At 41.0% G+C, this 15,731-nt stretch carries 14 protein-coding genes and 1 tRNA gene; 3 read left to right on the top strand and 12 right to left on the bottom strand.

Going from position 1 to position 15,731, the window contains the following annotated elements:
• Positions 1-210: 210 nt before the first annotated feature.
• The 3 genes from fdxA to FTU39_RS05645 all read left to right on the top strand — a co-directional run bounded on the left by fdxA (position 211) and on the right by FTU39_RS05645 (position 2,213).
• Positions 211-534, top strand: coding sequence for a ferredoxin FdxA (fdxA, locus tag FTU39_RS05655; RefSeq protein WP_004973093.1), 324 nt, complete (start codon positions 211-213; stop codon positions 532-534).
• A gap of 142 nt (positions 535-676) precedes the next feature.
• A complete protein-coding gene (locus tag FTU39_RS05650; protein ID WP_004973092.1) occupies positions 677-1,396 on the top strand; it encodes a D-Ala-D-Ala carboxypeptidase family metallohydrolase in 720 nt (239 codons plus the stop codon).
• Between the two features lie 151 nt (positions 1,397-1,547).
• Complete coding sequence (locus tag FTU39_RS05645) at positions 1,548-2,213, top strand: O-methyltransferase (RefSeq protein WP_136144534.1); 666 nt, start codon at positions 1,548-1,550, stop codon at positions 2,211-2,213.
• A gap of 180 nt (positions 2,214-2,393) precedes the next feature.
• Here the strand turns inward: FTU39_RS05645 and FTU39_RS05640 are convergent, their stop codons facing one another.
• The 12 genes from FTU39_RS05640 to FTU39_RS05585 all read right to left on the bottom strand — a co-directional run bounded on the left by FTU39_RS05640 (position 2,394) and on the right by FTU39_RS05585 (position 15,498).
• Positions 2,394-3,236 carry a universal stress protein gene (locus FTU39_RS05640; protein ID WP_096900923.1) on the bottom strand — a complete coding sequence of 281 codons (843 nt, stop codon included), beginning with the start codon at positions 3,234-3,236 and terminating at the stop codon, positions 2,394-2,396.
• A gap of 126 nt (positions 3,237-3,362) precedes the next feature.
• The gene (locus tag FTU39_RS05635; protein ID WP_004973079.1) at positions 3,363-3,989 is read right to left on the bottom strand and encodes a DapH/DapD/GlmU-related protein; all 627 of its coding nucleotides are present in this window, start codon (positions 3,987-3,989) and stop codon (positions 3,363-3,365) included.
• Positions 3,982-4,581, bottom strand: a complete 600-nt coding sequence (locus FTU39_RS05630; RefSeq protein WP_096900925.1) for a YigZ family protein — start codon at positions 4,579-4,581, stop codon at positions 3,982-3,984. Before FTU39_RS05630 ends, FTU39_RS05635 begins: the two co-directional genes overlap by 8 nt.
• Before the next feature lie 222 nt (positions 4,582-4,803).
• Entirely contained in the window at positions 4,804-5,571 is a 768-nt protein-coding gene (lptB, locus tag FTU39_RS05625) for an LPS export ABC transporter ATP-binding protein (RefSeq protein ID WP_004973074.1), read from the bottom strand.
• Positions 5,571-6,137 carry a lipopolysaccharide transport periplasmic protein LptA gene (gene lptA, locus FTU39_RS05620; RefSeq protein ID WP_004973072.1) on the bottom strand — a complete coding sequence of 189 codons (567 nt, stop codon included), beginning with the start codon at positions 6,135-6,137 and terminating at the stop codon, positions 5,571-5,573. The genes lptB and lptA overlap by 1 nt, the downstream gene beginning before the upstream one ends.
• Positions 6,127-6,669: an LPS export ABC transporter periplasmic protein LptC gene (gene lptC, locus FTU39_RS05615; protein WP_004973071.1), complete on the bottom strand. Its 543-nt coding sequence runs from the start codon at positions 6,667-6,669 to the stop codon at positions 6,127-6,129. Before lptC ends, lptA begins: the two co-directional genes overlap by 11 nt.
• 40 nt (positions 6,670-6,709) lie before the next feature.
• Positions 6,710-7,249: an HAD family hydrolase gene (locus FTU39_RS05610; protein WP_004973069.1), complete on the bottom strand. Its 540-nt coding sequence runs from the start codon at positions 7,247-7,249 to the stop codon at positions 6,710-6,712.
• A gap of 3 nt (positions 7,250-7,252) precedes the next feature.
• On the bottom strand, positions 7,253-8,230 hold the full coding sequence (locus tag FTU39_RS05605; RefSeq protein WP_004973067.1) for a KpsF/GutQ family sugar-phosphate isomerase: 978 nt from the start codon (positions 8,228-8,230) through the stop codon (positions 7,253-7,255).
• Positions 8,231-8,633: 403 nt separating this feature from the next.
• Positions 8,634-8,709, bottom strand: a tRNA-Gly gene (locus FTU39_RS05600).
• Between the two features lie 65 nt (positions 8,710-8,774).
• The gene (gene cysS, locus FTU39_RS05595; protein WP_154320668.1) at positions 8,775-10,196 is read right to left on the bottom strand and encodes a cysteine--tRNA ligase; all 1,422 of its coding nucleotides are present in this window, start codon (positions 10,194-10,196) and stop codon (positions 8,775-8,777) included.
• A 199-nt stretch (positions 10,197-10,395) separates the two neighbouring features.
• Positions 10,396-11,508: a beta-ketoacyl-ACP synthase III gene (locus tag FTU39_RS05590; RefSeq protein ID WP_180051848.1), complete on the bottom strand. Its 1,113-nt coding sequence runs from the start codon at positions 11,506-11,508 to the stop codon at positions 10,396-10,398.
• A gap of 30 nt (positions 11,509-11,538) precedes the next feature.
• Positions 11,539-15,498, bottom strand: coding sequence for a DUF3418 domain-containing protein (locus tag FTU39_RS05585; protein ID WP_180051847.1), 3,960 nt, complete (start codon positions 15,496-15,498; stop codon positions 11,539-11,541).
• Positions 15,499-15,731 lie beyond the last annotated feature (233 nt).

Below are 15,731 nucleotides of genomic sequence, written 5' to 3'. Positions count from 1 at the left end.
CTGTTATTTCTAAAAAATTTGAGCTAAACAAAGACTCTCAATTGAGAGTCTTTGTCATTTATAAGTTTTTTTGATGGTTTTATCCCCCTTTTATCAAATTTAGCAGCACTGTCTATATCAAATATCAGTAAAAGCGATTGTTAGTTGTAGTGATTTTTGCCTAAAATAGACTATTCTGAATTAGAACCATATTTTTAGGTAGCTGTCGCCATGACATTTGTTGTCACTGAAAACTGTATTAAATGTAAATATCAAGACTGCGTTGAAGTTTGTCCTGTAGACTGCTTCTACGAGGGTCCGAACTTCCTTGTCATTAATCCAGACGAATGTATCGACTGTGCATTATGTGAACCAGAGTGTCCTGCCAACGCTATTTTCTCTGAAGATGAATTACCAGAAGGTCAGGAAGTGTTTATCGAGCTAAATGCTGAACTTTCACAGACTTGGCCAAACATTACACAAATTGGCGATCAACCTGCTGATCGTGAAGAATGGAATGGCAAACCAGACAAATTACAATACTTAGAAAAGTAAGTTCGTCTTGTTGTGAAAAAGATCAGTCCTGTGCTGATCTTTTTTTATACCTAAAACACACATTTGATTGCAATATTTTCAAATTTTAACCAGCATTTTCGATTAGAATACTGCCACTTTAAATAAATATCTGATTTGCCTAATGAAGAAATTTTTCAAGGCGCTGTTTTCGTTCAGCATTGTTCCCGTTATCTTGGTTGCCTGTAGTTCAACCCCAAACAGAACAACAACGATCACCACGCCCGATGGAAAACGAATTTTCATTCCTCAAGAAAAAATCACCTATGAGCGTCAGGTAGCACCTAAAATTGTGCCTTATTCGTATAATGCATGGGTGGCAGTGAGTGACAATTTACGCCAAGTTCGTGAATATGAACGCTTCTTGGAACACAACGGTGTTGGCAATATTATTCCAAGTTTTGAATTAATGCGTACCGCACGTGACTGGCAACGCTGTGGACGTTCGCAATTTATGATTCCAAGTCGTGAATTGTGGCAAAATCAGGTGCCTACCTTGCGTGTATTTAAATATTTGGTCGCCTCTAAAGTCTTAACTGATTTTGAAGTCACTTCTGTCTATCGAGATTTACCACTGAATCAATGTGCAGGTGGTGCGAACTCATCGCGTCACTTATTTAACTCAGCCATTGATTTTAGAATTGGGCCACAATTCCCGAATGCCGAAGACTATGCCTATATTGAAAGTACCAAATACAGACTGTGTCAGTTCTGGCAGCAATATGGTCAAAGTTTAAACATGGGCTTAGGCTTATACGCTTCAGGACAAATTCATATTGATACACAAGGTTATCGAACTTGGGGGCCAGATTTAAGCCGCCATTCATCTATGTGTAATTTCTAATTCAGTGTTGTTTAGAATTAAATCCTAAAGAGGTCAAATTGACCTCTTTTTTTATTGCGAAATAGATTATCACCTGCTCCATTCCGCGAATAAATTGCACTCTGAGCAGAAAAGTTTACAATGCACACATCGCAACAAAGGTGAGCACGCTATGCAACAAATGTGGACGGATATCGATCACTATATCGAATCACATTTAATTCCCGAAGACCCAGTTTTGACGCAAACTTTAGAAAATACCGATGCCAAAGGTTTTCCAGATCACCTTGCTGTTGCGGCAAATCAGGGCATGTTGCTACAAATGCTCATTCAAATGAATCAATGCAAACGTGTGTTGGAATTGGGCACATTCGCAGCTTATAGCACAATGTGGCTAGCACGTGCGCTGCCTGAAGATGGTTATATACTCACGATTGAAGGACGTGATACCCATGCAGCTTTGGGACAGGAAAATATTGACCGCGCTCAATTAAAACAAAAGGTTGAATTAAAAGTTGGTCGTGCTGCAGAAATTCTAAAAGCTCTGCCAGAAGATACTGAAGCTTTTGATTTTATTTTTATTGATGCCGACAAACAAAGCTATCCTGAATATTTGGAACTGAGTCTTAAACTTTCACGCTCAGGTACAATTATCTTTTTAGACAATGTAATTCGTGCAGGGGAAATTTTAAATCCTGACAATCACAAACCAAGCATTGAAGGGATTCGTGACATGTTCAAAGCCATGCAAAATCATTCGCGAATTTTATCGTGCACAGCATTACAAACTGTAGGCAGCAAAGGACATGATGGCTTTGCTTTAGCGATTGTAAAGTAAAGTCCACACAAGGTTAAAAAACAACCTAAAGCAATTTTACATTATATATTATAATGTTACATATACTGTCCATACAGTTATCCACAAATTATGCGGATAACCATGGACAGTCAGCAAGCATTTACATCAGTTCAACTAAACAATCTTTTGAAATGATCTTTTTTGAATCATTTACGATTTTTACTTTGCCACCAACAAAGGAACAGTTGAGTTACGGAAAATATTGGTGGTAATGCTTCCCAAGAAAAATTGGTGAATTTTACTGTGACTAAATGCCCCCAGTACAATCAACTGAATACCATGTTCACGTTGATAATCTAAGATATTTTCAGCCACATCGCCATAACGATATTCCACCACCACATCTAAACCCGCTGAAGTTAAAAAATCTGCAGGTTCATTTAAAACTTCTGGGTGATCACCGACATAGAGCAAATGACATTGCAATAATTTAAGCAAATCACTTTGTGCAATTCGCTTCATCATTTTGATACAAGTTGGGGAATATTCATAAGCAAAAATAAAACGGTTTGGTGCTTTAAAATGCTCTCCGACAGTCATCACAGTACAATTTGCACCACGAATAAAGTTTTCGACATTACTGCCTAATGCCTTATTGCGTTCAGCAGATTTCTCGCCCACACGTCCAATCACCACAATATCTTCTTCGTTCAGCACACTAAAACTTTGTTCTAAAAAGTCGCCTTTTTCTTGAATGTGGGTAGGTACAATGCCGAACTTTTCCTGAATCATACTGGAAATGTGCTGCAATAAATTGTTGCTATAATCGAGTGCTAATTCACTTTGTTTTTGTTCTAATTCGGCTAATTCTTTGAGTAACATGGCATTACTTTCAAAACCAATCACGCCACTAATTTCCCCCAAATGATAACTGGCGGGGTAATAATCCAAAACTTGTAATAACACCAATTCACGTTGAGTTTGTGTTGCAATCCACGCAGCAGCTTCAGCAAGCGCATTAATACAAGGCGAAGAATCAATACAAGCAATTACACGTTTCATTATTGCCTCTCTTACTGCCTTTTGCAGGCTATTTTTTAGTTGTTATTTTTAACTTAACACAACTCGTGTTGCAGGGACATGAAAAAATGTAATGAAGTTTAAAGATTTAGCCTTGCTGCATCGTATTTACTCACGATAACGAATCAATTTGGCAGGGTTTCCTACCACAATTTCCCGCTCCTGAACATCTTTGGTGACCATGCTATTCATACCAACGACTGCATGTGCCGCAATCTTCACCCCATCTTTAACACCAACATGCGCACCTAACCAAACATCCTTACCAACTTCAATGCCCTGTGAACGCACCGCTTGCTGATAAATGGGCTGATCCAAAGCCATGCCATGATCAAATGCATATAAATGACAATATGCTGCGATACGCACCTGATCATGAAGCTTAATTCCAACTCTGCCACCATCTAAAATACAGTGGTGATTAATCGCGACTTCATTGCCAATTTCTAAAGGGCCATGCAAAGTACAATCGGCTGCAATAAAGGTATTATCGCCAATACTGATTTTACGTCCTGGTTCTGCAAAAATATGTGCCAATGGTGAAATAAAACAGTTTTTGCCAATCTCTACCGTTTCCATTGCCATTAAATAAGCTTGATATTCCTGCTGCCAAGCTTCTGCCCAAGCACGATGTTTAGGTTTTAATGACCAATATAACCACGGCATGTAGTTTAAACGGTGTTTATGCTGCTCACGGTACTTCGATAATGGATCAGGTGAATTTGCTTCAGTCATCTTGATCATCCTCAAGGATTTTGAGTTGTTCACGCCCACGGCTAATATCTTGTAATTTTAGTTTTAAAGGGTCTATTTGATCGACTTGCATGAATGCCTTTACCAACACGCCTTCGGCGGTGTAGTCTTCGCTGTACTCAATCTGCTGACTATTTAGCTCGTATTGTAAAATTGCCCACTCATTAAAATGACAGGAAAATTGCACGGTCTTTTTTTCAATCAGTTCTATTTTTTCTGCTAGAGCCAAACATTGCCCTGCACATCCCCCATAGGCACGTACCAAGCCGCCTGTGCCCAATTTAATGCCGCCGTACCAACGATTCACCAACACCAAAACATTAGTCAACTCATTGCCTTCAATCGTGGCTAAAATAGGACGTCCTGCCGTACCTGAAGGTTCGCCATCATCATTAAAACGTAATTGATGCCCGATTTTCCATGCCCAACATTGATGTGTGGTAGATGAATCACGCTGCTGTTCCAAAAAAGTTTTTACCGCTTGCTCATTATCTACAGGCACAGCAATTGCCTGAAATCGACTTTTTTTAATTTCTTCTTCAAAAGTGATGGGCGCAGCAATGGTAAATGGCATAACACTCCAGATCAATCAACCAGTTAAATAAAAACCTGATAATTATAACGTGTTTAGCGCTCTAACGTATTTAGAGTTATAGCTTATTTGGACTGATAACCACCATAAAAAAACCTTCTATCCTCAAAGGTATAGAAGGTTAAATAATGTTTACACGACTTTCTGTTCTACAACTTATGCAGTAAGCATACGAAAACCAATAACGGTTAGAACATTCAAGCTTTAAACAAAAAAGTCTTCACCCAAATAAACTTCACGCACAATTTCATTTTCCAGAATTTCTTGCGGTGTACCCTCTGCAATGACTGAACCTTCGCTAACAATATAAGCACGTTCACAAATGGCTAAAGTATCACGGACGTTATGGTCGGTAATTAATACGCCAATGTCACGATCTTTTAAGGTACGAATGATATCTTTAATATCACCGACAGAAATAGGATCGACCCCTGCAAAAGGCTCATCTAACAACATAAATTTAGGGTCTGCTGCCAAAGCACGGGCAATTTCTGCACGACGGCGTTCGCCACCCGACACACTCATCCCTAATGAATCTTTAATATGCGTGATTTTAAAATCTGCCAGCAATTCTGATAAACGCTGCTGACGTTGCTGTTTATTTAAATCTTTGCGGGTTTCTAAAATAGCCATAATATTTTCAGCGATGGTCAGCTTTCTGAAAATAGAGGCTTCTTGCGGTAAATAACCAATCCCCTTACGCGCACGTTCATGCATGGCAAGGTCAGATAAATCCAGTTGATCTAAATGGATTTCGCCTTTATCCATACGCACCAAACCCACAACCATGTAGAAACTGGTGGTTTTACCCGCACCGTTCGGCCCAAGTAACCCGACAATTTCACCACTTTTCATTTCAAATGAAACGTCTTTAACCACCCAGCGCTTATTATAGTTTTTGGCTAAATGCTTAATACACAAAGTCTGCTGACCGTGCTGGACGCTGTCCTGTGCTGCGCTCGTTTGATCCATTAATCACGCGCTCCCGGGAATGATTTTGAACTTGATGGTGGAATCACAATTTTTACACGACCCGCTTCAGAACCAGTTTTGTTCGGTGTACCAATCGCTTCAACATCGCCTTTGTTCATACTATAACGTAAGGTATTACCACGAATACTGGCTCCATCTTGCTCTAAAAGTGCGCCACCCGTTAAGGTGATAATGCCTGTTTCAGCATTGTAAACAATCTTTTGCGCCTGACCTTTGGCAAGCCCTTTGGCTGGATCAGTCTTTTGCTGGAATTGCGCAGGTCTGCCCGTTGCCGTAATGACACTAATTTCTTTTTTGCTGTTCAGATTAGCAACAATCGAATCTGCCTGCAGTTTCATGGTGCCCTGTTCAATCACCACATTGCCTGTATAAGTGGTGACGCCAGTACGTTCACTAAAGGTCGCACGGTCTGCCAATAAAGTAATAGGCTGACTGCGGTCTGACGGAATTGCCCATGCACCTGCCGATGAAAGCACCGCCAAGCCCACAAGTGCTGCTTGTTTTATCAACGCTTTAGGAGCTGTAAGCTTAGATTTATGGTTCATACTTTCCTCGAATATTAAAAAATTCGTATTGCCCGTCATTTAAATTGGCTTTTAAGCCCTGACTGATAAAATCAGCCTGTGGAGATTGTACAGTCACTTGTTTTTCGGTACTGATTTCACGTGTTTTAGGAAACACATTCAACTCGACTGTTTCAAGCGTCAGTTTGCCTTGAGCGAGTAACTTGGTTGCTAGCACTTGATCTGACAACACAACCTTTTCATTGTCATTAAAACCTTGTGCCTGTTTAGCAAAAAAAGTGGCATCCACCGCGCCCGCTTTATACATAGAGGCATTCAAATTTTCCAGCTTAGAGGTTTTTTGCTGCATGTCTTGCTCTAAACGGTCAATTTGCGCACGCACATATAAATTGCCCTGCTCATCTGTTTGGGTCAGATGAATTTGCTCTGCACTATAAGTCATAGAGCGAGCAGCGTCAGTTTCCAGTTTTTTGCCTTTACCGCTGTAATAGTAATAACCACCACTTACAGCTGCAATTGCAATCGCAGTAACGTATAAAACTTTAGTATCCATAAGTGGGGCTGTAACTCAAACCTTTGAATGTATGACTTAATTAATGAGGGATGCTGAGATATTTTTCAAGTAAGCTTTGGTACACACCTTTGGCGGTTAAAATCATATCGCAGATTTCACGTACCGCACCGCGCCCACCCATGGCCTGTGTGACTAAATCGGCACGACGACGCACTTCAATATGTCCATTTGGCACTGTGACTTTCATCCCTGCAATCGAAAACGCTGAAAGATCAGGCCAGTCATCGCCCATATAGAGACAATCTGCAGGTGATAAACCTAACTTGGCACAGGCTTCCTGCAATGCAGTGCCTTTATCTTCACGTCCTTGGTAGACCAAATCTACACCTAAATCGGACATGCGTTTTTCGACAATATTACTTTTACGACCCGTGATGATAATGACTTTAACACCTGCTTGTTGCACCAGTTTCATACCTAAACCATCACGAATATCGAATGATTTAATTTCATCACCGCTGTTGGTTAAGGTGACAAAACCATCACTTAGAATTCCATCGACATCTAAAACCAAAGCTTCAATATGACGCGCTTGCTCTAATAAAATATAAGATGCCATTGTTTAGTTTACCCCTGCTTGAATCAAGTCATGCATACTGATCACACCAATGACTTTATTGGCATCATCCACCACCACAAACTGATTGATTTTACGGTCACGTAATTGCTCTAAAGCTTCAACTGCACGTGCTTCTTGTGAAATCGTTGCAGGATGTTGAGTCATCACTTGCCCAACTTGTAAATTCACATCAAAGCCCTGTTGTTTATCAATTAAACGTCGTAAATCACCATCGGTGAAAATGCCTAACAAGACGTCATTTTCATCGACAATTGTGGTTAAACCTAGACGTTTGTTTGAAATTTCGTATAACACTTTGTTCATTGGTGTATCTGGTGCAACTTTAGGTAATTCTGTACCGGTATGCATCAAATGTTTCACATGCAATAACAGGCGCTTACCCAAAGCGCCTGCAGGATGTGAACGAGCAAAATCATCGGCAGTAAAACCACGTGCATCAAGTAACGCTACAGCCAATGCATCACCTAATGCCAAGGTTGCAGTCGTACTTGAGGTTGGTGCTAAACCAAGTGGACAAGCTTCCTGAATATTGCCTAATGTTAAAGCGACATCAGCATTTTGTGGCATCGGCCCGCGATCATCACCGCTAATTGTGATTAGAGGAACTTCCAGATGTTTGATGAGTGGCATCAACATCATAATTTCATCACTTTTGCCGGAGTTGGAAATGGCAATTAAAACATCACCCCGTACCAGCATTCCCAAATCACCATGCCCTGCTTCACCCGGGTGCATAAAGAAAGACGGCGTGCCTGTAGAGGCAAACGTCGCAGCCATTTTACGACCAATATGACCTGATTTTCCCATACCTGTGACCACAACACGCCCTTTGCAATGCAACATGATTTCGCAGGCACGGCTAAAACGCTGATCAATTTGCGTCGCCAAGACTTGTAATGCTTGTTCTTCTATTCTTAAAGTGTCTAAGGCTACAGATTGGAAATCAATGGTATTTGACATGTTTGGCATTCAACGTTCAACTTAAATTGAGTATTTTCTACACCTCAATAAAAGTGATTTATTGAAGCACATTTAATTTTCGCAATTTTAGCATATCTATGCAATTCTACACTTTGATTCTGCGTGTGTTTTTTGTTTTAACGCATTTTTGTATGCTGTTTTAATTAACTCGCTTTTTGACTCGAGTTTCAAATGAAAAACAATCATATTTGAGCTTAGACTATTTATTTTATTGATTCAAAGTTGCAGATAAAGCTAAAGATAGAACTAGCTCAGAAGCATATTTCAACGAAAATGCTCTAAAAATTATGGATCAAACCCATCTATAAAGCTGACTGCAAGCAAGCTGTAACAAACAGCCATAAAAAAACGCTTATCTTTCGATAAGCGTTTTTTAAAATTTTGGAGCGGGAAACGAGACTCGAACTCGCGACCCCAACCTTGGCAAGGTTGTGCTCTACCAACTGAGCTATTCCCGCAATATGGAAGTGAATTATAGAGAATTTCATACAACTGTCAACTCTCTATGCTCCCAAGTGCTCAATTAATCAGCACGACGCCATACTGTACCTTGACGGGTATCTTCCAAGACCACACCTTGATCGAGCAAAGACTGACGAATTTCATCAGCACGGGCGAAATCTTTGGCTTTTTTGGCATCCTGACGTTGCTGAATGAAGTCTGCAATGGCTTGTTCAGATAAACCTAAAGCGTCCTGACCAATATCAGACTTCAGGAATTCGTCAACATCATGCTGCACCAAACCTAAAATATTGGTCAAATGACGCAAAGTCGAATAGTACACCGCCGCCTGATCTGCCTGCTGCTCTTTTACTGAACGGTTCAGCTCTTTATTGACTTCAAACAGAACTGCAATTGCTTCGGCTGTATTAAAGTCGTCTCGCATTGCGGCATTAAAACGTTCCACCAAAGCCTCATCTAACTGCTCAACTGTTTGCGTACCGTACGCTTGTTGATAAGCTTTAAATGAGTGATAGAAACGTGATAATGCGGTTTTGGCTTCTTTGAGTGCTACATCGGAGAAGTTTACAGGGCTACGATAATGCGATGACACAATAAAGTAGCGGATCACTTCAGGATGGAATTTTTCCATCACATCACGAATGGTGAAGAAGTTACCCAATGACTTCGACATTTTTTCGCCATCGACATTAATAAAGCCAACGTGCATCCAGTAATTTACATACTGCTCACCTGTTGATGCTTCAGACTGGGCAATTTCATTTTCATGGTGTGGGAACATTAAGTCTGAACCACCACCATGAATATCAAAATGATTACCTAAGCAGCAAGTCGACATCGCAGAACATTCAATGTGCCAACCTGGACGTCCATTGCCCCACGGCGAAGCCCAAGATGGTTCATTTTCTTTGGCATGTTTCCACAAAACAAAGTCAAATGGATGCTTTTTGTCGACTTCAACATCAACACGCTCAGACGCGCCCGCCTGCATGTCTTCTAGCTTGCGACCTGAAAGACGGCCATATTTGTCAAATTTTTCAACCTGAAAATAAACATCGCCATTACTTGCAGGATAAGCTGTGCCTTTATTGACCAAATTACCAATCATATTTTGCATTTGATCAATATATTCAGTGGCACGTGGTGCAGCATCAGGTTCAACACAGCCTAAGTTTGCCGCATCTTCATTCATGGCTTGAATAAAACGATCTGTTAAAGCTTGAATGCTCTCGCCATTTTCATTGGCACGTTTAATAATTTTGTCGTCAATGTCGGTAATGTTGCGGACATATTTCACATTCCAACCTTGACTGCGCAAAAAGCGAATGATGTAGTCAAATGCAACCATAACCCGCGCATGCCCGATATGACAGTAATCATAAACCGTCATGCCACAGACATACATGTCGATATGTCCTTCTTTACGCGGAACAAATTCAACTTTTTTTCGTTGCTCTGAGTTATATAGAACAAATGGTTGCATAGGTTTTCAAAATAGGTCTATTAAAAGATGCTCCATCTTAACCTAAGCATTATTTTTCATAAAGTTTTTCGATGTTTTTATTCTGTATGTGTCTGTGTGAAGAGAATATCGCGGATGATCCAAGCCTTCTCCCGAAGGAGAAGGAACTTTTTAATACCTGTACTTAGGCGTTTGCTGATCTTATACGGTTTGGCAAAGCTTATGCAGCATCACGTTTTTGTACCAAAATCGCGCCAACTGAATAGCCTGCGCCAAATGAACACAAGACACCATATTCACCGTTTTCGACTTCGTGTGCAGTACGGTGTAAAGCGATAATTACCCCTGCCGAAGAAGTATTGGCAAACTCATCTAAAATAATAGGTACTAAACCTGGTTGTGCTGCTTCTTTACCAACCACCAATTTCAAAATGAGTTCGTTCATGCTGGCATTGGCTTGGTGCAACCAGAAACGCTTCACCTCGGTTGGCGCAATCTGATTCTTTTCTAATTGCGCAGTAATCATTTTGGCAACTAAGGGGCAAACTTCTTTAAAGACTTTGCGACCATCTTGATGGAAGCGTTTATCGTCAATATCTGCATTTTCACTTAAGTTTAAAAAACCGAAATTATTACGGATATTATTCGAGAACTGAGTAAACAGGTTCATGTCCAAAATTTCAAAACCTGCTTTGGTTTCAGTATCTTCCAAAATTGAAGCGGTTGCTACATCACCAAAAATAAAGTGGCAGTCACGTGAACGGAAATCGTTATGACCTGAGGTAATTTCGACATTCACCAACAGTACGCGGCGCGCACCTGCTTTAATCGCATCATGCGCTTGCTTAATGCCGAAAGTCGCAGCAGAACATGCCACGTTCATGTCATAGGCATAACCTTGAATACCAAGCGCAGTTTGAATTTCAATCGCCACCGCAGGATAAGCACGCTGCAAGTTTGAGCAAGACAAAATCACTACATCGATATCTTCTGCAGACACACCTGCATTTTGCATGGCTTGTTTTGCAGCAATTACACCCCATTCTGCTTGTAGCGAAATTTCATCATCGCCACGTTCACGCAAATTTGGACGTAAACGGTTAATGTCCAGAATACCTGTTTTTTCTGACACGTAACGGCGTTTTACCCCAGAGGCTTTTTCGATAAAGTCAGCACTTGAGCCACGACGTTCTTCAAGCTCACCTGCTGCAATTTTGTCAGCATTGAGCTGATTATACTGTTCCACATAAGCATTTAAACTTTCGACCAACTCTTCATTGGTAATAACATCTTCTGGGTGATAAAGACCAGTACCTATAATGCGAATGCCCATGTAAAACTCCTTCTAGAAATTACTAATATCTTAACTGATTCCGAGCTTTTCCCATACTTTTTGCAGCCGAGTTGCAGAAATTGGCATTTTGGTTTTCATGGGTTGAGAGAACAGCGATATGCGTAATTCTTCCACCATAAAGTACAATTCCTTGAGTCGGGCATCTTGTTTGTGTTTAAACAATTTGTCCATCCAAGGGTCAATTTGGGCGATGGCAGCATCGTCTCTTTGCAAGTTATTGGGTAAGCGGTCTAAACGTAATAACAACGCTTTCAAATAGCGCGGATATTCGCTCCACACCTCTACAGGCTTGCTATACACAAAGTCTGCCAGATGCATTAAGTCCAGCTGATCTTCTATATCATCCATATTTTTAGCAAAAACTGCTTCATCAAGCATAAGAAGCTGACGGCGGATGTCTTGCCATGCAATATAAATTTCATTAAAGATACGCAGCGTGGTTTGACCATGACTGAGGAAAGTCTTTTTTACCTCAAGCTGCAACTTTTGAAACTCTTCCAAGTTGACTGGTAAGTCACCAATAATGCTTTGCAATGTTGCATAGATCAACATTTGCTCAAGTTGAGCTTTATCACCCAAAGGCGAATACGCCAAAGCCAAGGGTTTATCAATTTGTTTTTTCAATTGGCGTGATAAATCACCCAATTGCACATATAGCAAACGAATCACGCCTTCACGGTGCTGACGAATCGCCTCACTCTGATCATTAAAGGTTTGAATCACCACACCCGATTCATCTTTTGGTAAAAGCTCTGCAAATGTTTTGCTTGGTACCAACGCCTGATATTGCTTAACCACTACGCCCGTAACTTTTTGCGAAGCTTCAAATACAAATCGTTCAGGAAAAGTTTGAAATTCTCCGTGCAGCTGCTTTACAGGACTATGCGTTTCGGTATGGCAACGCGCTTTTAATTCAGATAAATCACGACCTTGCTCAATCACCCGCCCTTTTTCATCTAGCACTTTAATGAACGGCAATAAATACGCATCTACCCGCTCAAAGCTAAAGTCTTTTTCGGTGATGTGTTCAGCACGTAATTGAAATGCCAAAAAGCTAAAAATGTGCTCGCGTAAATTTACCGCATCAACACGTTGTAGCAACTTTCGAGCTGTGTCTGGAATAGGCACCAAATGACGACGCTTATCTTTAGGCAAAGTCTTGAGCAAGGCTTCAATTAAATTTTCACGCCAACCCAGAACACCCCACGACCAGATATTTTCATCGACCTGTGCCAACGCTTGCACTGGAATTTTAACGGTTGCGCCATCTTCATCATGGCTGGGGTCAAAACGGTAACTGGCCGCCAAGCGCAGCTCACCATTACGCAAATAGTCAGGAAATTGCTGCGTGGTCGGACGATCATTCAGCCAAAGTGCATCATCTTCCACAAATAAATAACGTGGATTTTGCGGCTCTACTGTGGCACGCCAATCTTCAAAGGAACGACGGCTTGCAACTTCTGCAGGTACTTTGGCGGCATAAAATTGATAAATAGTTTCTTCATCAACAACTAAATCACGACGACGTAATTTATCTTCAACCCGTTCCACTTCTTCCAGTTTAAGCAGGTTGTGTTTTAAAAATGGTGGGGTAATGCCCAAGTTGCCTGTGGTTAAAGCATCACGTAAGAATATTTCATGGGCGGCTTCCTGATCGACCTTTTCGTAATTGACAGGACGTTTCGGCTCGATAATTAGACCAAACAGCGAAATTTGATCATAGGCATTCACCACGCCTGCTTTTTTAGACCAATGTGGTTCAAAATAGTGATGCTTCAGCAAATCACGTGCAGCCAATAAAATCCATTCAGGTTCAATTTTTGCCAAGGTGCGTAGATACACTTGCGAAGTTTCTACCATCTCAAATGCCATGACCCACGGTGTATTGGTTTTATGCAAAGTCGATGCAGGGAAAATTCGTGCTTTTTGTTGGCGTACTGCCATAAACACATTGCGCTCATCGGTTTTATTGGCAATAAAAGAAAGCAACCCTGTTAATAACGCCCGATGCAGATTTTCATAACTGGCTTTTTTCTCATTAAACGACAGTTTTAAGCCACGCGCCAAATCCACCAATTGTTCATGAGTTTTCTTCCATTCACGTAAACGCAACCAACTTAAAAAATGCTGACGGGCAAAAGTACGACGTTTGTTTTCACTCATGCCATCACGGTTTTCGTGTAAAGTTTCCCACAATTTTAAATAGAATAAAAAGTCAGAATCTGCTTCACGGAACAAAGCATGTTTTTGATCGGCTTGCATTTGTTTGTCTGCAGGACGTTCACGCGGGTCTTGTACCGCCAATGCCGCTACAATAATCAGGACTTCATTTAACACCCCAAAATGCGCACCGCCTAAAATCATACGTGCCAGTCTTGGATCAATCGGCATTTTTGCCATTTGCTGACCAATTTTGGTTAAGCTGCTGCCTTGAAGCTCGCCTTTATTAGCGGTGGATTTAGTGGAATTATTCGGATGATTGTCTCCCTTTTGCGTCGCAGAGCTACTCATTCCGTCTAAAAGAGGGGCTTTACCCTTCTCAATCATCGCACCCAGTTCAATCAACAGCTTACGACCATCATTGACTAAACGATGATCTGGCGGCTCAATAAAATCAAAATCTTCGAGCGTACCCAAGCCCAAACTTTGCATTTGTAAAATGACCGATGCCAAGTTGGTGCGTTTAATTTCAGGTTCAGTAAACTCTGGGCGACTTAAAAAATCTTCTTCTGAATACAGGCGAATACAAACGCCTGGTGCAATACGACCACAACGTCCTTTACGCTGATTCGCTGCTGCCTGAGATACTGCTTCAATCGGTAAACGCTGCACCCGTGAGCGATAGTTATAACGTGAAATACGTGCAAAACCGCTATCAATCACATAGCGGATATTGGGTACAGTGAGTGCGGTTTCAGCGACGTTGGTGGCAATAATAATGCGACGACCACCACCTGAAGGATTAAAAATTTTTTGTTGTTCCGCCAAAGCCAAACGCGCATACAACGGTAAAATTTCAGTATGACGCGGTCCATGCTTATGCAAGGTTTCTTGCAGCTCCCGAATTTCCTGTTCAGTACTGGCAAAAATTAGAATATCGGCATGTTCAGGATGACCTTTTTCCTGTGCATCGGCAAAGCATTCTTCTACCGCTTGCACCACTGCGCGTGGCAAGTTTTCTTCAAAGTCATCAAACTCATCATCATCACTACCACCAATGCTTAATTCAGAAATTGGACGATAACGTACTTCGACAGGATAGCTTCGACCTTCGACCTCAAAAATAGGTGCGCCGTTAAAATAGTTACTAAAACGCTGCACATCTAAAGTTGCAGAAGTGATGATGACTTTTAAATCAGGGCGACGTGGCAAAAGTTGCTTTAAATAGCCCATAATGAAGTCAATATTTAAAGAACGCTCATGCGCTTCATCTATAATAATGGTGTCGTATTTATTTAAATAACGATCATTGGCAAGCTCTGCTAACAAAATACCATCGGTCATTAAACGGACAATTGAATCTTGCGAACCCTGTTCATTAAAACGAACTTTAAAGCTGATGGACTCACCTAACTTTTCGCCAACTTCTTCGGCAATACGCTGCGATACACTACGCGCAGCAAGACGTCGTGGCTGAGTATGACCAATTAACCCCGTTAAACCACGACCTGCCAACATTGCAATTTGTGGTAACTGTGTAGTTTTCCCTGAACCTGTTTCACCCGCCACAATAATGACCTGATGTTGCTGAATTGCAGTAATCAACTGTTCGGCAGATTGAGTCACAGGTAAATCTTGATTCAACTTAATGTTGGGAATGCGCTGTGCACGCTCCAACACTTTTAAATTAGATTTTTCAAATAATTCCTGATATTGCTTTGGATTGGCATCTTTGCCTTTTCGTAGTCGATTTAAACGATGACGATCACGCGCCAAAACGAGGTGGTCTACATTTAAATGACTCTGCACAGAATACGCTTCCTAACCAAAACACAAACGCGTATTTTACGCTGTAATGCCTTTAAGCGAAAGAACAGTGATTTAGAATGCGTATTTAAAAAGTTTTAAATCCCCCCTTGAATTTCAAAATAGCATCCCCATATAGATGTATGTTCACCAATTGCTTGAAATGGGTTGTATTTGAACCTGAAAAATAGGTTGTCATGCAATCATCATCATTTTGAGGCCTAATAAAGACTCAA

This window comes from Acinetobacter sp. YH12099, from assembly GCF_013419195.1.
GTDB classification, from domain to species: Bacteria; Pseudomonadota; Gammaproteobacteria; order Pseudomonadales; family Moraxellaceae; genus Acinetobacter; species Acinetobacter towneri.
This window is presented reverse-complemented; position numbering and strand designations above follow the sequence as displayed.